We start from the raw sequence: 16858 nt of genomic DNA on the forward strand, positions 1-16858 counted from the left end.
CATGAACAACTCGGTTACCAACACCGTCCGGTTGCTCGGGGCGGGCCTGCGCGCCCTGCTCGTGCTGACCCTGGTGACGGGCGTCATCTACCCGCTGGTCGTCACCGGTGTCGCCCAGGCCCTGTTCACCGGCAAGGCGAACGGCTCGGAGATCAAGGCGGACGGCAGGGTCGTCGGCTCGTCCCTGATCGGGCAGTCGTACAACCTGCCGCTCAAGAAGGGGCAGACCAGCGCGGACCCGGACCTGAAGTGGTTCCAGGGCCGCCCGCAGAACGGCCTCGGCACCAACAGCGTCAACACGCAGTACAAGCTGATCCTTTCGGGCGCCACCAACCTGTCCGCGGACAGCGGCGCGGTGAAGGGCGTCTGCCCGGCCCAGCCCGCGGACAAGACGCTCTGCGCCCAGGTGCTCGCCGCCCAGGACGCCGTGGTCAAGGACAACTCCGTGCCCGGCTACACCGTCAGGCCGTCCGACGTCCCCGCCGACGCGGTCACCTCCTCCGGCTCCGGACTGGACCCGGCCATCTCCCCGGAGTACGCCGAGCTCCAGGTCCACCGGGTCGCCGCGAAGAACGGACTGACGGTCGCCCAGGTCGAGAAGCTGGTCAAGGACCAGACCCGGGGCCGCACCCTCGGCTTCATCGGCGAGCCGCAGGTGAACGTCCTGGAACTCAACATCGCGCTCAAGGACCTCGTGGCCAAGAAGTGACGGTCTTACGCGATTCGCGTCGGGAGTCGGCATCTCGGGACACCCCGGGTGCCGACTCCCGCAGGCATGACAGGGGAGGCACACACCCATGACCCGGGTGCTCGTGGTGGAGGACGACCCGCAGCTCGTACGGGCCCTCGTCATCAACTTGCAGGCACGTCACTACGGGGTGGACGCGGCCCCGGACGGGGCCACCGCGCTCCGGCTCGCCGCCGCGCGCCAGCCCGACGTGGTGCTGCTGGACCTCGGCCTGCCCGACATGGACGGCGTCGACGTCATCAAGGCGCTGCGCGGCTGGACCCGGGTGCCGATCATGGTGCTCTCCGCCCGGCAGGCCTCCGACGAGAAGGTGGGCGCGCTCGACGCCGGCGCCGACGACTACGTCACCAAGCCGTTCAGCATGGACGAGCTGCTGGCCCGGCTGCGGGCCGCCGTCCGCCGCACCGAGGACACCCCGCTCGTCCCCGAGCTGACCCTGGTGGAGACGGCGGACTTCAGCATCGACCTGCTCGCCAAGAAGGCCGTACGGGCCGGGCGGGACGTCCGGCTGACCCCGACCGAGTGGCATCTGCTGGAGATCCTGGTGACCAACCCCGGCCGGCTGATCACCCAGAAGCACCTCCTCCAGGAGGTCTGGGGGGTCTCGCAGAGCAACAAGACCAACTACCTGCGGGTCTACATGGCCCAGTTGCGCAGGAAGCTGGAGACCGACCCGTCCCACCCCCGCTATCTCATCACCGAGCCCGGCATGGGCTACCGCTTCGAGGAATGACCCCGAGGAACCACATGGCACGCGGCAAGCTCCGGATCTACCTCGGTTCGGCACCCGGCGTCGGCAAGACGTACGCGATGCTGTCGGAGGCCCACCGCCGTATCGAGCGGGGCACCGACTGCGTGGTCGCCTTCGTGGAACACCACCACCGGCCGCGCACCGAGGTGATGCTGCACGGCCTGGAAGAGATCCCGCGCAAGGAGATCGAGTACCGGGGGAGCGTCTTCACCGAGATGGACGTGGACGCCGTCCTCGCCCGCCGCCCCCGCGTGGCGCTCGTGGACGAACTCCCGCACACCAACATCCCCGGCTCGCGCAACGCCAAGCGCTGGCAGGACGTCGAGGAGCTGCTCGCCGCCGGGATCGACGTGATCTCGACGGTCAACATCCAGCACCTGGAGTCGCTGGGCGACGTCGTCGAGTCGATCACCGGCGTCCGGCAGCAGGAGACCGTGCCGGACGAGGTCGTCCGGCGGGCGGGCCAGATCGAGCTGGTCGACATGTCCCCGGAGGCGCTGCGCCGCCGCATGGCGCACGGCAACATCTACCGGCCGGACAAGGTCGACGCGGCCCTCGCCAACTACTTCCGGCCCGGAAACCTCACCGCCCTGCGGGAGTTGGCGCTGCTGTGGGTGGCCGACCGGGTCGACGAGTACCTGACCGAGTACCGCAGCGAGCACCAGGTCTCCAGGATCTGGGGTTCGCGCGAGCGCATCGTGGTCGGGCTGACCGGCGGCCCCGAGGGGCGCACGCTGATACGGCGTGCGGCCCGGCTCGCCGAGAAGGGCGCGGGCGGCGAGGTGCTGGCGGTCTACATCTCCCGCAGCGACGGCCTCAGCGCCGCCTCGCCGAAGGAACTCGCCGACCAGCGCACCCTGGTCGAGGACCTCGGCGGCACCTTCCACCACGTCGTGGGCGACGACATACCGGCCGCGCTGCTCGACTTCGCGCGCGGCGTGAACGCCACCCAGATCGTCCTCGGCGTCTCACGCCGCCGCAGCTGGCAGTACGTCTTCGGGCCGGGCGTCGGCGCCACGGTCGCCGTCGAGTCCGGTCCCGACCTCGACGTGCACCTCATCACGCACGACGAGGCGGGCAAGGGCCGCGGCCCGGGGCTGCCCGCCGCCCGGGGCGCCCGGCTCGGCCGCTCCCGGGTCATCCGGGGCTGGCTGGTCGGCGTGCTCGGACCGGCGCTGCTGACCTGGCTGCTCACCAGCACCACACCGGACGTCGGCCTCGCCAACGACATGCTGCTGTACCTGACGCTGACGGTCGCGGCGGCGCTGCTCGGCGGCCTCTACCCGGCGCTGGCCTCGGCGGTCGTGGGCTCCCTCCTGCTCAACTGGTACTTCACGCCGCCCGTCCACACCCTCACGATCGCCGACCCGAAGAACATCGTCGCCATAGCGATCTTCGTCGGGGTCGCGGTGTCCGTCGCCTCGGTCGTGGACCTCGCGGCCCGGCGCACCCAGCAGGCGGCCCGGCTGCGCGCCGAGTCGGAGATCCTGTCCTTCCTCGCCGGGAACGTGCTGCGCGGCGAGACCGGCCTGGAGGAACTGCTGGAGCGGGTGCGCGAGACCTTCGGCATGGAGTCGGCCGCGCTGCTGGAGCGCTCGGCCGAGACGGCACCCTGGACCTGTGCGGGCAGCGTGGGCCCGCGCCCGGCCGCGACCCCGGAGGACGCCGATGTGGACGTCCCCGTCGGCGACCACATGGCGCTGTCGCTCAGCGGCCGGGTGCTGCCCGCCGCCGACCGCCGGGTGCTGGCCGCGTTCGCCGCCCAGGCCGCCGTCGTCCTGGACCGCCAAAGGCTCCAGCACGAGGCCGACCGGGCCAAGGAGCTCGCCGAGGGCAACCGCATAAGGACCGCCCTGCTGGCCGCCGTCAGCCACGATCTGCGCACCCCGCTCGCGGGCATCAAGGCGTCGGTCACCTCGCTGCGTTCGGACGACGTCGAGTGGTCCCCGCGGGACCGGGCGGATCTGCTCGCGGCCATCGAGGAGGGCGCCGACCGCCTCGACCATCTGGTCGGCAACCTGCTGGACATGTCCCGCCTGCAGACCGGCACGGTGACCCCGATCATCCGCGAGACGGACCTGGACGAGGTCGTGCCGATGGCGCTCGGCGGGGTGCCGGAGGACAGCGTGGAGCTGGACATCCCGGAGACCCTGCCGATGGTCGCGGTCGACCGGGGCCTGCTGGAGCGGGCCGTGGCCAACGTGGTCGAGAACGCCGTCAAGTACAGCCCGGCGCACGAGCCGGTCCTGGTCTTCGCGAGCGCCCTCGCCGACCGGGTGGAACTGCGGGTCGTGGACCGGGGGCCGGGCGTACCGGACGAGGCCAAGGACCGCATCTTCGAACCCTTCCAGCGCTACGGGGACGCTCCGCGGGGTGTCGGGGTGGGGCTGGGCCTGGCGGTCGCGCGGGGCTTCGCCGAGGCGATCGGCGGCACGTTGCACGCGGAGGACACCCCGGGCGGGGGACTGACGATGGTGCTGGCGGTACCGACGGCACCGTCGCGCGAGCGGGGCGCGGGGCTGGTGGCGTCGGGCGAGTGCGGGTGAGCGGGGGCTGATCCCGCCTCAGGGGGTCGCGGTCGGCGGCAGCAACGGCAGTCCCCAGGTGTTCCGGCGCCGCACCGCCGCCAGTTCCGCCTCCAGCGGTGACGGTGGCACCGCCAGCACGGGGCAGGTGGCATGGGCCAGGCAGTAGCGGCTGACCGACGGCCACAGGCAGCGGCGCAGCAGGCCGCGGCCGCCGGTGCCGACGACGAGGACGTCGTCCTCCCGGTCGGCCGTCCGCACCAACGCCCGGCCGGGGGTGCCACGGACGACGACCGCCTGCCCGGGCAGCCCGGTGTCCGCGGCGCCGAACACGTCGCACAGCGCCGCGGCCAACTGCTCGCGCGCCAGCTGCTCCCACCGTGGGACCAGGGCTTTCGTGGCCGGGAACCGGCGGGAGGCCAGATCGCCCTCCGGCGGCTCCCACGCCAGCACGGGCCAGAGTTCGGCCCCCCGGCGCCTGGCCTCGACGGCGGCCCGGGCCAGCGCGGCCGCGCCGCCCGGCGTGCCGTTCACTCCCACCACGACCCGGGCGGCCGAAGGCGGGCGGTACTCGGACATCGGATCCTCCTCGTCAGCGGAAACCACGTCCATCACACCGCCGTTCCCGCCCTTCGAACAGCCCGTACGTCAGTTCTTGGCGGGCTTCTGACGGCCTGTTCCCACCCCTTCGGCCGGGCCCGTCAGCGGCGCGTCAAGGTCACCGGGATCGTCGTCAGCGTCCCGTCAGGGCCCGCCGGAACCCCCCGGACAGCGGGCATAACGTCGACGGCGAGCCCCGGTCCGCCTCCCCGCGTCCGGGGCCCTTCGGACCACTCGCTCCCTGCCCTTCGGGAGGCACCCCATGGCAGCACTTCTCTTCGGCGACGACCCCGAGCCCTCCGATCCGTCCCCGGCCGGACCCCTGTACGTGCCGGTCCGGCCGGGACCCTCGGGATGCGCGGCCCGGCTCTTTCGCACCCCCCTCGGCGAGCGCACCGCCGTCGGCTTCACCTCCCCGCTCCGGCTGACCGCCACGCTCGGCCCCGGCCAGCCCTGGATCCGTCTCGCCGAGCCCGCGTTGCGCGCGCTGACCGCCCCGCTCGGCGTCACCGCCCTCACGGTGGACCCGCAGTTCACCGCCCCGGCCACCAGGCCGGCGCCCGCACCGGCACCCGCGATCGCCGCCTGAGAGGGGCAGTCTCGATGACCACGGTTCACGAACCCACCACCCGGGCCGCCGAGTTGTCGGTGTGGCCCGCCTCCACCACCGAGTTCCCGCACGGCGACCTCGCCGTGGGCGGCGTACCGCTCGCGGAGATCGCCGACCGCTTCGGCACCCCCGTCTACGTCCTCGACGAGGCCGAGGTCCGCGACCGCTGCCGCACCTACCGCGACGCCTTCCCCGACGCCGAAGTCCTCTACGCCGCCAAGGCGTTCCTGTGCCGGGCCATGGCCCGCTGGATGGACGAGGAGGGCCTCGGCCTCGACGTCTGCTCGGCCGGCGAACTCGAACTCGCCGTCACCACCGGCTTCCCGGCGGAGCGGATCGTGCTGCACGGCAACGCCAAGTCCCCGCGCGACCTGGAGACCGCGCTGCGCCTCGGCGTCGGACGCGTCGTCATCGACAGCCCGTCCGAGATCGCCCGGCTCGCCGCCGCCGTCGGACCGGAGGGGCACCAGAAGGTGATGGTCCGGGTCGTGCCCGGCATCAGCGCGGGCGGCCACGACAAGATCCGCACCGGCACCGAGGACCAGAAGTTCGGACTCAGCATCTCCGACGGGTACGCGCAGCACGCCATCACCCGCATCCTCGACCAGCCGCAGCTCGAACTCACCGGCCTGCACTGCCACCTGGGCTCCCAGATCACCGGCGTCAAGCCGTACCTGGTCGCCGCGCGCCGCATGGTCGGGCTCATGTCCCGGCTGTACGAGCAGCACGGGCTGGTGCTGCCCGAACTCGACCTCGGCGGCGGCCACGGCATCGCCTACCGCCCCGGCGAGGCGGCCCTGGACCTGACGGCGCTGGCCCGCAAGGTCCGCGCCGAACTGGCCGACGCCTGCGGAACCGCCGGGCTGCCGGTGCCCCGCCTGATCATCGAGCCGGGCCGGGCCATCGCGGGCCCGGCGGGCGTCGCGCTGTACCGCGTGCTGTCCGTCAAGCACACCGGCGGCCGGGTCTTCGTGGCCGTCGACGGCGGCATGAGCGACAACCCGCGCCCGGCGCTGTACGGCGTCCGGTACGCGCCCCGGCTGGTGGGCCGGCCCAGCACGGCCGCGACGGCCCCGGTGACCGTGGTGGGCCGGCACTGCGAGGCCGGTGACGTCCTGGCCGCCGGGGTCGAGCTGCCCGGGGACGTGCACCCCGGCGACCTGCTCGCCGTACCGGTGGCCGGCGCCTACCACCTGTCGATGGCCTCCGGCTACAACCTGGTCGGCCGCCCGCCGGTGGCCGCCGTACGCGCCGGCCAGGCCCGCCTGCTGGTCCGCCGCGAGTCCCTGGACGACATCCGCAGCCGGGACGTGGGCCTCTAGGCCCTGCCCTCCCACGACGCCGGGATGTTCCGCAGGTGCCGCCTAGACTGGTGAGCACATGTGCGAGGTCCGCATCGACCGGTGGACGGGTGGCGAAAGGGAGGGGACCGTGGCGCAGATCACCCACGGCTTCGAGGATCCGTCCGCCGAGGTGCTCTCGGCGGCGGCCGCCGCCTTCGGGCTGCTGGCCGCGGCGCCGCGGCTGCACATCATGTGGGCGCTGGCCCAGGGCGAGAGCGACGTGAGCGCGCTCGCGGACCGGGTCGGCGGGGCGCTGCCCGCCGTCAGCCAGCACCTGTCCAAGCTGAGGCTCGCGGGACTCGTCCGCTCCCGCCGGGAGGGCCGGCGGCAGATCTACTACGTCGGCGACCCCGATGTCGTCTCGGTCGTCCGCGTGCTCGTCGGCCGGCTGGCCCAGCGCGCCGGGGAGCCGCTCGCGCCGGTGGCCGGGCTGCAGGGGACCGGTGCCTAGGAGCGCCCCGGCCTGGGGAGAGGGCGCCGAGGCGCCGGACGCCGGGGTCGTACCGGGCACGCTCGCGGCCGGCGGCACCGGGCCGGAGTCGGCCGCCGGCGCGCCGGACGCGGGCACCGCGCTGCAGGTGCTGCGGCGGCTGGACACCGGGCCGCGCGGACTGACCGAGGACGAGGCCGCGCTGCGCCTCGCCCGCTGCGGCGCCAACACGCTGCCCGCCCGCGAGGACGCCTCCTGGCCGCGCCTGCTGGTGCGCGGCCTGCGCGACCCCTTCACCGCGGTGCTGCTCTGTCTCGCCCTGGTCTCCGCCGCCGTGTTCGCCTGGTCCACCGCCTGCGTGATCCTCGCCCTGGTCGTGACCAGCAGCGTGCTGCGGGCCTCCGGCGAGTACCGCGCCGACCGGTCCATGGCCCAGTTGCGCGAGCTGGTCGCCACCACCTCCACCGTGCTGCGCCGGGCGGACGAGGAAGCGGCGCCCGAGGCCCGCGAGGTCCCGGTGGAGGACCTGGTCCCCGGCGACATCGTCCAGCTCGGCGCGGGCGACCTGGTCCCGGCGGACGTCCGGCTGCTGCGCGCGCGGGGCCTGACCGTGCACCAGTCGGCGCTGACCGGGGAGTCGGCCCCGGTCCCGAAACACGCGGCGGACGTCGCAGCGGCCGCCGGTCCGGCCGGCACCGCCCTCTTCGAGCGGCCGCAGCTGTGCTTCCAGGGCAGCAGCGTCGCCACCGGCAGCGGCACCGCCGTCGTGCTGGAGACGGGCGGGCGCACCCGGTTCGCGGCCGCCCACGACCGCACGGTCGGCCGGCGTGAGGCGAGCGCCTTCGACCGCTCGGTGTACGGCATCTCGTGGATCCTGATCCGGTTCATGCTGCTCACCCCGCCGCTGGTGCTGATGGCCAACGCGGCGCTGCGCGACCGGGGGCTGGAGACCCTGCCGTTCGCGGTGGCCGTGGCCGTGGGGCTGACACCGGAGATGCTGCCGGTCGTCGTCACCACCTGTCTGGCGCGCGGCGCGTCGCTGCTGGCCCGCACGCACGGGGTCATCGTCAAACGGCTCCCGGCCCTGCACGACCTGGGCGCGGTCGACGTGCTGTGCCTGGACAAGACGGGCACGCTCACCCAGGACCGGCCGGTGGTCGAGCGGGGCCTGGACGCGGCGGGCGCCGACGATCCCGAGGTGGTCCGCTGGGCCGCCGTCAACGCCTGGTGGACCCTCCAGCTCGCCGAACTGCCCGAGCCCGACGCCCTGGACGAGGCGGTCCTGGACGCGGCCGACGAGGACGACCTCATGGCGTACGACGGGGTCGCGGCGCTCCCGTTCGACCCCGTGCGCAGGCTGGCCACGGCCGTGGTGCGCACCCCCGGCCGGCTCGGCTCGCACACGCTCGTCGTCAAGGGCGCCGTGGAGGCCGTCCTGGAGCGCTGCGCCCTGGAGCCGGTGGAGGCGGACCGGCTCGCGGACCTCGCGGACCGGGCCGCGCGGGGCGGCCTGCGGGTGCTGGCGGTCGCCACCGCCGAACGCCCGGCCCGGCTGCGCGACTACACCCCGGCCGACGAGCGCGGGCTGGACTTCCGCGGCTTCGTCACCCTGCGCGACGCGCTCGCGCCCACCGCCGCGCCCGCCCTCGCCGCGCTCGCCGCACGCGGGGTCACCATCAAGATCCTCACCGGCGACCACCCCGGCACCGCGGCCCGCGCCTGCCGCGACCTGGGCATCGAGCTGGGCCCGGACCAGGTGGTCATCGCCGATCGCACCGATGCCCTGACCGACGCGGAACTGGCCGAGCTGGCCCGCCGTACGACGGTCTTCGCCCGCTGCACCCCGGAGCACAAGGCGCGGATCAGCGCCGCGCTGCGCACCGGCGGACACACGGTGGGCTTCCTCGGCGACGGGGTCAACGACGTCTCGGCCCTGTGGGCGGCCGACGTCGGCATCGCCCCGCGCGACGCCACCGACGTGGCCCGGGAGGGCGCCGACGTGGTGCTCGCCGAGAAGGACCTCACCGCCGTCGACCACGCCATCTCCGCGGGCCGGCACAGCGGCGGCAACATTGCCACGTATCTGCGCATCACCCTGTCGTCCAACGTCGGCAACGTCATCGCGATGCTCGCCGCCGGTCTGCTGCTGCCCTTCCTGCCGATGCTGCCGGCGCAGGTGCTGGTGCAGAACCTGTGCTTCGACACGGTGCAGCTCGCCTTCGCCTACGACCGCCCCCACCCCGCCCTGCTGCGCCGCCCCGCCACCCTCGACCCGCGCGCCCTGCTGCGTTTCATCACCGGGTTCGGCGTCCTCAACGCGGCCGCCGACCTCGCCACCTTCGTCGTCCTGGCCCTCGCCCTGCACGGCTCCGGCCCGGCCGAGGACGAGGCGGTCTTCCACTCCGGCTGGTTCACCGAGAACCTGATCACCCAGAGCCTGGTGATGCTGCTGCTGCGCACCGGCCGCCGGCTCTTCGAGGACCGCCCGCCCGGCCCGGTGGGCTGGACCGCGGCCGCCCTCGCGGTCATCGGCCTGGTGCTGCCGCCGTCCCCGCTCGGCCCGCTGCTCGGTCTCACCACGCTCCCGCTGGAGTATTACCTGCTTCTCACCATCGTCCTCGCGCTGTACGCCGTCGGGCTCGTCCTGGCCCGCAAGCGCCACGAACGGAACCTGCTCGGCGAGGGCGATCCGGGGTGAATCAGGTGATTCCCGCTCGCCGGTCCGGGCAGCGGGCCGGGTGCTTCGCGCGACCTGTCCTGATTCTTGCTCGCGTGTAGTACCTTGCGCCGCCGGAGCCGTCCGCCGCGCGCGGGTCCTCGGCTCCGCTCCCCTCGCGCACCTGGAGACGAAGGCCGGCCGATGTCCGTTCTGACCTATCCCGAAGCCGTGGGCGTCGGCCTGCTGCAAGGGGTCACCGAGCTGTTCCCCGTCTCCAGCCTGGGGCACAGCATCCTGATACCCGCGCTGCTCGGCGGGCACTGGAAGCATGACCTGGACGTCTCCGCCGACGGGTCCCTCTACCTCAACGAGCTGGTCGGCCTCCACCTGGCCACCGCGCTCGCGCTCGTCGTCTACTTCTGGCGGGACTGGGTGCGGATCGTCCGCGGTCTGTTCACGTCGGTCACCCAGCGCCGTATCGAGACCGTGGAGCAGAAGCTCGCCTGGCTGATCATCACGGCCTGCGTCCCGGTCGCGGTCGCCGGTGTCGCGCTCGACAAGGTGTTCCGCTCGACGCTCGGCAAGCCCGTCCCCACCGCGCTCTTCCTGGCGCTCAACGGCATCGTCCTCTTCGTCACCGAGCAGTTGCGGCGCGGCGGGACCGGCCGCCGGCGGGCCGGGGCCACCGTGGCTCCGGGCGAGGAGCACCTGTCGGCGGACGAGCAGTCGGACCTGCGGATCACGCGGCTGACGATCCGGCAGGCCGTGACGATCGGCGCCGCTCAGATCCTCGCCCTGCTGCCCGGCATCAGCCGCTCCGGCTCCACCATCAGCGCGGGCATCTTCAAGGGCATGGACCACGAGGACTCCGCCCGCTTCGCGTTCCTCCTCGCCACCCCCGTCATCGGCGGCGCCGCGCTGCTCAAGCTGCCGCCGCTGCTCGGGGCGCAGGGCGACGGCCTGCGCGGTCCGCTGCTGGCGGGCAGCGTGGCCGCCTTCGTCGCGGCCTACCTCGCCACCCGTTTCCTGGTCCGCTACTTCGAGAACCGCACCCTCATCCCGTTCGCCGTCTACTGCACACTGGCCGGCCTGGGCAGCCTCGCGTACTTCACGCTGGCGTGAGGCGGGGCTGCCTCAGGTGGCATCGGGGTCGCCGTTCACCGCGGCGGCGACCTCCGACAGCTCCGCCCTCGGGTCCAGGGCGGAGCGGATCTCCGCCAACTCCTTGAGTTCGGGGCCGAGTTCCGCGCGGACCTCGTTCCTGGCGCCGTCGGCGGACGCGCGCACCGTCCGCGGGGCGAGCAGGTCCAGGGGACTCAGGTCGAGGAACGTCGGCGGCTCCGCTCCGTCACCGAGGGGGATGAGGGTCTCAGACCGGCCGTACGAACTGGGTCTCGGCGGCGCTGACGTCGGCGGCCGGCTGCGGCGGGGGACGGCGGGCCGTGTCGCTGACCTTGAGCAGGACGGCGACCAGCAGCCAGTTGGCGACCATTGACGAGCCGCCCTGGGCGAGGAACGGCAGGGCCTTGCCGGTGAGCGGGATGAGCCCGGTGACGCCGCCCACGACGACGAAGACCTGGAGGACGAGCGCCGAGGCCAGGCCGCCGGCGAGCAGCTTGCCGAACGGGTCGGTGACGGTCAGGGCCGTGCGCAGGCCGCGCTCGGCGAGCAGGGCGTAGAGCAGGACGACGAGCGTCACCCCGGCGAGGCCGAGTTCCTCGCCGACGGTGGTCAGGATGAAGTCGCTGCGCCCGGCGAAGCCGATGAGCTCCGGGTGGCCCTCGCCGAGGCCGGTGCCGAGCATGCCGCCCGAGCCGAAGCTGAACAGGGCCTGGGCGGCCTGGTCCGAGACGAGTCCGGCCGGGCGCTGGTCGGGCGGCAGGAAGATGTCCATGGGGTGCAGCCAGGCGACGACCCGGCCGTGCACATGCGGTTCGAAGGAGCCGACGACGAAGGCGCCGACGGCGAACATGACGACGCCGAACACCACCCAGCTGGTCCGCTCGGTGGCGACGTACAGCATGATCACGAACAGGCCGAAGAAGATCAGCGAGGTGCCGAGGTCCCGTTCGAAGACCAGGACGAGCAGGCTGAGCATCCACACGGCCGCGACCGGGCCGAGCTGCCGCCCGCGCGGCAGGTACATGCCCATCAGCCGCCGTCCGGCGAGCGCGAGGGCGTCCCTGCGCATCGTCAGGTACCCGGCGAAGAACACCACGATGACGATCTTCACGAACTCGCCGGGCTGGAAGGACAGCGGCCCGATGAAGATCCACCGCTTGGCGCCGTAGACGTCGCCGGGATAGAACGCGGGCGCCATCAGCAGGACCATGCCCACGGCGATCGTGACGTACGGATAGCGCTGGAGCCTGCGGTGGTCCTTGAGCAGCGCCACGACCCCGGCGAACACCGCCACCGCGATGCCGCACCACATCAGCTGCCCGGACGCCGCGGGCGGCGCGTGGTGGTAGTGGGTCGAGTAGGCGATGTCGAGACGGTGGATCAGGACGAGCCCCAGGCCGGTGAGCAGGGTGGCCAGCGGCAGGATCAGCGGATCGGCGTGCGGCGCGAACCGGCGTACGGCGACGTGGCACACCAGGGGCAGTACCGCCGCGGCCACGCACGTCAGCGCCATGCCGGGCGGCAGCTTCCCGGTGAGCGCGAGGGCCGTCTCGGCGTAGCCGAACACGCATATGAGGACGGCGCCGAGCAGGAGGGCCAGCTCCAGCCCCCGGTCGCTCAGCCGCCCGGACCGGCTCGGCCGCACGGCCAGTTTCGCCGGCCCACGCCGACCAGTCATGCCTTCCCCCTTGATCGGGTCCGCCGCCCCGCATCCCGCTCCGGGGCCCGGCGATCAGAGTTATATGGTTGCGCAATAACGCAACTGAACTGTAGCCGAGGGCAGGTAAGAGGAGGGTCGGCGTGGCGGCACGCGGGAGGGGGCGCCGCAAGGCGTGGGCGGTGGTGACCGGGCTGGGCGTGGCCCTGGCGCTCGTGAGCTATCTCGCCGTCCGTTTCATCCACTCGACGGCCTCCGACGAGTGTACGGCGCACGGCCCGGACGGTACGGCCGTCTCGCTCGACCTGGACCAGGCGTCCCACGCCGCGACCATCGCGGCCGTGGCCCACGCGCGCGCCCTGCCGGAACGGGCCGTCACCATCGCCCTGGCGACCGCGATCCAGGAGTCCAAACTCCGCGACCTCGCCTACGGGGACCGGGACTCCCTCGGCCTGTTCCAGCAGCGCCCGTCCCAGGGCTGGGGCACCCCCGCCCAGATCCGCGATCCCGTCTACGCCTCGGGCAGGTTCTTCGACGCGCTGGTCAAGGTGCCGGACTACCTCGGCCTGCCGGTCACCGTCGCCGCGCAGCAGGTCCAGCACAGCGGCTACCCGCAGGCGTACGCCCAGCACGAGGACATGGCGGCGACACTCGCCGACGTGCTGACGGGCCGGGAGGGGCCGGCACTGAGCTGCACGGTGAGCGGGGCGACGGCGGCCTCCGGCGAGGCGGGCGCCTTTGGCGGGGGAAGCGGGACGGTGGCCGTCGGCGGCGGTGCCGGTGGCGGTGCGGCGGGCTCGGTACCGGACGGTGAGGCCGGTGTCGAGGCCGCGGTCCGGCGGGAGTTCGGCGGAGCGCCGGCCGCCGTGTCCGTGGCCGGCAGCGGCAGCGTCAGCTACCCGATCGCGCCCGGCCGGGCGGCCACGGGCTGGTCCCTCGCCCTGTGGCTGGTCTGCCACGCCACCGCCCTGCACGCCACGTCCGTGACCTTCGACGGCCGGCGCTGGACCAGTACCGCGTCGGACCGGGGCTGGACCCACGCGGCACCCCCGCCCGGGACCGGCCGGGCCGGAACGGTGGCGGTGACCCTGGCCGAGAACACCCGGGGCTCCGCGTGAGGGCTCGGAGCGCGGACTCGCCAAGCGGGTCCGGCGAAGTCCGCTGCGGTTCGGCGGCGCCCCGAAGGAGCGCGGGGCTCCATCACCGTGCGGCTCCGCCGCGTGGGCGCGACCAGCTACGTCGGCGCCGCGGACGACCGACGTGCACCGTCCGGCACTTCCAGCGGAGCGCTCAGGCCTGGACGGGGCGCTGGACCTTGATCGACTGGAGGAGTCCCACGGCCACCCACACGGCGAACATGGACGAGCCGCCGTAGGAGACGAACGGCAGCGGGATGCCGGCCACCGGCATGATGCCGAGGGCCATGCCGATGTTCTCGAAGGACTGGAACGAGAACCAGGCGACGATCCCGGCGGCGACGATCGTGCTGTACAGCTCGGTCGCCTCGCGCGCGATCCGGCAGGCCCGCCACAGGATGACCCCGATCAGGCCGATGATCAGGATGCCGCCGGCGAAGCCCAGCTCCTCGCCGGCGACCGTGAAGACGAAGTCGGTCTGCTGCTCGGGCACGAACTGCCCGGTGGTCTGCGCCCCGTGGAAGAGGCCCTGCCCGGTCAGCCCGCCGGACCCGATGGCGATCCGGGCCTGGTTGGTGTTGTAGCCGACGCCGGAGGGGTCCAGATTCGGGTCGGCGAAGGCCGCGAACCGGTTGATCTGGTACGCGTCCAGCAGATGGAGCTGCCACACCGCGACGGCGCCCGCGACCCCGATGGCGAGCAGACCGAAGATCCACCGGTTGGACGCGCCCGAAGCGAGCAGCACGCCGAGGATCGTGACGGTCATGACCATCGTCGAACCGAGGTCCGGCATCATCATCACGACCATGATCGGTACGGCGGCCAGCCCCAGCGCCTGGACCACGGCCCGGCCGTCGGGGTACGTCCGGTCGCCCGCGTCGACCTGGGCCGACAGCAGCATCGCCATGCCCAGGACGATCGCGACCTTCACGAACTCCGAGGGCTGGAGCGAGAATCCGCCGCCCAGCACGATCCAGTTGCGGTTGCCGTTGATGGTCGCGCCGAGCGGTGTGAGCACCAGCAGCACGCCGAGGACGGAGACGCCGTAGAGGATCGGCACGGCGTTGCGCAGGACGCGGTGGCCCAGCCAGAGGGTGCCGGTCATCAGGGCGAACCCGATGCCGAGGTTCATCAGGTGCCGGACCAGGAAGTAGGTCGGGTCGCCCTGGTTGATCGTGGTGCGGTTGCGGGTCGCCGAGTAGACGAGCAGCGAGCCGATGAAGGACAGCGCGAGGGCCGACAGTAGTATCGGCCAGTCCAGCCGGCGCAGCGGCGAGTCCCGGGCGAAGAGCCGCGTCAGCCGGGACCGTTCGGGCCCGTACCCCGAGACGGAGAAGCTCTTCACGCTGGTCATGTCAGCTGCCTCCGGCGGTCTGGCTGGCTGTCCGTGCCGGAATAATAGCTGCGCAGTTGCGTAAATCTGCAAATGAACCCGCGTGTGCAGGGCCCGAACGTGTCGTGCTCCTTACCTGGCCGGCGCGGTGAGGATCAGCTCGGTGTTGTGGTCGGCGGCGGCGCCGATGCGGGTGGCAGGGGTGGCGTAGGGGTCGTTGTAGGCGAGTTCGCGGTACAGGGCGGCGAGGCCGGGGTCGGAGGTGTCGGCGAAGTCGGTCCGGTAGGGGGCGGCGGACTCGATGAGGGTGGTGAACAGGGAGAGGGTGCCGTCCTGGTTGTCGGCGATCTCGATGATCCGGGCGTGGTGCGGATAGTCCACGTGGGAGGCGGTGTTGATCTCCCAGAAGGCGCGCTCGGGGACGCTGTGCCCGTGCGGGACGATCCGGTTGGTGTGGGTGTGCCCGTTCACCCAGGCCACGACGTTCGGGAAGCGCTGGAGCAGGGTGACGAGTTCCGCCCCGCCGTGCCGCCCCTCGAAGGGCCGGTAGGGGTCCGGCAGCAGATTGCCCATGGTGGCGCTGGTGTGATGGCTGAACACGACGACGAGCCGGCCGTCGGCCCCGCCGCGCACCACATGCCCGTCGGCGTCGTACCAGTGCCCGCTGTTGCCCTTGAGGACCGACTCCAGCCAGTTCAGCTGCGCGGTGCCGAGCGAACCGTCCGCGAATCCGGCGCGGTTGGTGGTGTCGAGGCTGATGCCGAGAACGCCGTCGGCGAGGCCGAAGGTGTAGTAGAGCCGCCCGCTGTCGACGGAGTCCTGGCCGAACCCGTGCCCGACGGGCCCGGCTCCGGTGTACCTCGCGTCGAGATGGGCCCGGGCGAACTCGGCCGGCGTGAACGGATGCCGCCGCTCGTCGGGCGTGACGGTACGCACGGCACCGCCGCCGGCCAGCAGTTCGCCGAGCAGCAGGACGGCCCGCCCGGGATCACGCACCAGCGCGTCCGCGAGCCGGGCGGCCGTGGCGTCGTCACACCCCTCCAGCTTCCGCGACCCGGTGTAGAGGTCGTTCAGCAGCCCGAGGTCGGGCAGGCTGCCCTCGATGCTGTCGTCGTGGTTGCCGACGGTGGTGTACCAGGGGACGCTCAGCCCGGGCGCGTCGAAGGGCCGCACGGCACCGCCGAGCAGCCCCGGTATCTCGGGCAGCCCCTTGGCCTTGTAGGCGTCCGGCGCCGGGGATCCGGGATTCCAGTACAGCCCGCTCCCGGAGTTCTGGACGCCTTCGTAGCGCCCGGGATCCCCGCTGTTCGGCACGATCCGCCCGCCGCTCATGACGCTCAGATACCAGTCGAGCTCGATCCGCTCGTGGTTGTCGGTGTTGTCCCCGGTGGCCATGACACACCGGAACGGCAGCCCCGTGTACGGCCCTTGCCGCACCGCGTTGACCCGCTCGACGAGCGACGACGCGCCGCGCACGGTCAGCGTCTCCTGCGGCCGGTGCGCACTGTCGTTGAGCCGCGCCAGGTACTCGAACCGCACCGGCGACTCGGTGTCGGTCAGATGCAGGTCGGTGAACTGCACGAAGGACGCGAGCCCGGTCCGCCGCCCGTCGCGCCCGCCCCCGGCGCCGCGCAGCTCCTCCCGCACCACCAACGGCCAACCGGGCCCGGCCGTGAGCCGCTTGTACGCCCCGTCCCCGACCGCCGTCGCGGCCTGCTGGAGCGTGGTCCCCTCGACCCGCACGGCCCGCGCGGCACTCTCGGCGAGCGCCCGCTCCCGCGCCACGGCCCGCCCGGACATGACCACGGACCCGAGCCCCGCGGCCCCGAGCCCCGCCATGAACCGCCGCCGGTTCATCCCGTCCATGAATCCCCCTGTCGATTCCGGTACTTGAGACTCCCGCCCGAGGCGCGAGCGGGAGCGGCGGATACGCCGGGGCGAGCC

General features: G+C 73.1%; 14 protein-coding genes. 9 read left to right on the top strand and 5 right to left on the bottom strand.

The annotated features are described in order from the left end of the window. Position 1 precedes the first annotated feature (1 nt). The 3 genes from ACZ4MF_RS06345 to ACZ4MF_RS06355 all read left to right on the top strand — a co-directional run bounded on the left by ACZ4MF_RS06345 (position 2) and on the right by ACZ4MF_RS06355 (position 4045). Complete coding sequence (locus tag ACZ4MF_RS06345) at positions 2-709, top strand: potassium-transporting ATPase subunit C (protein WP_467490307.1); 708 nt, start codon at positions 2-4, stop codon at positions 707-709. Between the two features lie 88 nt (positions 710-797). Next, positions 798-1481 carry a response regulator transcription factor gene (locus ACZ4MF_RS06350; protein ID WP_356029734.1) on the top strand — a complete coding sequence of 228 codons (684 nt, stop codon included), beginning with the start codon at positions 798-800 and terminating at the stop codon, positions 1479-1481. A gap of 14 nt (positions 1482-1495) precedes the next feature. After that, the gene (locus tag ACZ4MF_RS06355; RefSeq protein WP_467490309.1) at positions 1496-4045 is read left to right on the top strand and encodes a DUF4118 domain-containing protein; all 2550 of its coding nucleotides are present in this window, start codon (positions 1496-1498) and stop codon (positions 4043-4045) included. Positions 4046-4063: 18 nt separating this feature from the next. Here the strand turns inward: ACZ4MF_RS06355 and ACZ4MF_RS06360 are convergent, their stop codons facing one another. Continuing rightward, on the bottom strand, positions 4064-4603 hold the full coding sequence (locus ACZ4MF_RS06360) for a universal stress protein (protein ID WP_467490311.1): 540 nt from the start codon (positions 4601-4603) through the stop codon (positions 4064-4066). Between the two features lie 283 nt (positions 4604-4886). Between ACZ4MF_RS06360 and ACZ4MF_RS06365 the strand changes: the two genes are divergently transcribed. The 5 genes from ACZ4MF_RS06365 (at position 4887) to ACZ4MF_RS06385 (ending at position 10788) form a co-directional block, all read left to right on the top strand. Next, positions 4887-5213, top strand: a complete 327-nt coding sequence (locus ACZ4MF_RS06365) for an SAV_915 family protein (protein WP_467490313.1) — start codon at positions 4887-4889, stop codon at positions 5211-5213. Between the two features lie 14 nt (positions 5214-5227). Continuing rightward, positions 5228-6556, top strand: coding sequence for a diaminopimelate decarboxylase (gene lysA / locus ACZ4MF_RS06370; protein ID WP_467490315.1), 1329 nt, complete (start codon positions 5228-5230; stop codon positions 6554-6556). A 109-nt stretch (positions 6557-6665) separates the two neighbouring features. After that, positions 6666-7028, top strand: a complete 363-nt coding sequence (locus ACZ4MF_RS06375; protein WP_467490317.1) for an ArsR/SmtB family transcription factor — start codon at positions 6666-6668, stop codon at positions 7026-7028. Further along, a complete protein-coding gene (gene mgtA, locus ACZ4MF_RS06380; RefSeq protein WP_467490319.1) occupies positions 7021-9705 on the top strand; it encodes a magnesium-translocating P-type ATPase in 2685 nt (894 codons plus the stop codon). The genes ACZ4MF_RS06375 and mgtA overlap by 8 nt, the downstream gene beginning before the upstream one ends. 162 nt (positions 9706-9867) lie before the next feature. Further along, a complete protein-coding gene (locus tag ACZ4MF_RS06385) occupies positions 9868-10788 on the top strand; it encodes an undecaprenyl-diphosphate phosphatase (RefSeq protein WP_467490321.1) in 921 nt (306 codons plus the stop codon). A 12-nt stretch (positions 10789-10800) separates the two neighbouring features. Here the strand turns inward: ACZ4MF_RS06385 and ACZ4MF_RS06390 are convergent, their stop codons facing one another. Continuing rightward, positions 10801-10953, bottom strand: a complete 153-nt coding sequence (locus tag ACZ4MF_RS06390) for a hypothetical protein (protein WP_467490323.1) — start codon at positions 10951-10953, stop codon at positions 10801-10803. A gap of 82 nt (positions 10954-11035) precedes the next feature. After that, complete coding sequence (locus tag ACZ4MF_RS06395; protein WP_467490325.1) at positions 11036-12466, bottom strand: FtsW/RodA/SpoVE family cell cycle protein; 1431 nt, start codon at positions 12464-12466, stop codon at positions 11036-11038. Between the two features lie 122 nt (positions 12467-12588). On the opposite strand from ACZ4MF_RS06395, the gene ACZ4MF_RS06400 reads away from it, so the two are divergent. Then, on the top strand, positions 12589-13563 hold the full coding sequence (locus ACZ4MF_RS06400; protein ID WP_467490327.1) for a heavy metal transporter: 975 nt from the start codon (positions 12589-12591) through the stop codon (positions 13561-13563). Positions 13564-13735: 172 nt separating this feature from the next. Here ACZ4MF_RS06400 and rodA read toward each other — a convergent pair whose 3' ends face one another. Both rodA and ACZ4MF_RS06410 read right to left on the bottom strand, forming a co-directional pair. Continuing rightward, positions 13736-14935 carry a rod shape-determining protein RodA gene (rodA, locus tag ACZ4MF_RS06405; protein ID WP_467490329.1) on the bottom strand — a complete coding sequence of 400 codons (1200 nt, stop codon included), beginning with the start codon at positions 14933-14935 and terminating at the stop codon, positions 13736-13738. 111 nt (positions 14936-15046) lie between these two features. Beyond that, positions 15047-16780, bottom strand: a complete 1734-nt coding sequence (locus ACZ4MF_RS06410; RefSeq protein ID WP_467490331.1) for a TIGR03767 family metallophosphoesterase — start codon at positions 16778-16780, stop codon at positions 15047-15049. Positions 16781-16858: the final 78 nt, after the last annotated feature.

The organism is Streptomyces sp. NPDC025793 (assembly GCF_055558375.1).

Coding starts and splice junctions, on each gene's coding strand:
- ACZ4MF_RS06345 (WP_467490307.1), top strand. CDS start 2: ATGAACAACTCGGTTACCAACACCGTCCGGTTGCTCGGGGCGGGCCTG.
- ACZ4MF_RS06350 (WP_356029734.1), top strand. CDS start 798: ATGACCCGGGTGCTCGTGGTGGAGGACGACCCGCAGCTCGTACGGGCC.
- ACZ4MF_RS06355 (WP_467490309.1), top strand. CDS start 1,496: ATGGCACGCGGCAAGCTCCGGATCTACCTCGGTTCGGCACCCGGCGTC.
- ACZ4MF_RS06360 (WP_467490311.1), bottom strand. CDS start 4,603: ATGTCCGAGTACCGCCCGCCTTCGGCCGCCCGGGTCGTGGTGGGAGTG.
- ACZ4MF_RS06365 (WP_467490313.1), top strand. CDS start 4,887: ATGGCAGCACTTCTCTTCGGCGACGACCCCGAGCCCTCCGATCCGTCC.
- lysA (WP_467490315.1), top strand. CDS start 5,228: ATGACCACGGTTCACGAACCCACCACCCGGGCCGCCGAGTTGTCGGTG.
- ACZ4MF_RS06385 (WP_467490321.1), top strand. CDS start 9,868: ATGTCCGTTCTGACCTATCCCGAAGCCGTGGGCGTCGGCCTGCTGCAA.
- ACZ4MF_RS06395 (WP_467490325.1), bottom strand. CDS start 12,466: ATGACTGGTCGGCGTGGGCCGGCGAAACTGGCCGTGCGGCCGAGCCGG.
- rodA (WP_467490329.1), bottom strand. CDS start 14,935: ATGACCAGCGTGAAGAGCTTCTCCGTCTCGGGGTACGGGCCCGAACGG.
- ACZ4MF_RS06410 (WP_467490331.1), bottom strand. CDS start 16,780: ATGGACGGGATGAACCGGCGGCGGTTCATGGCGGGGCTCGGGGCCGCG.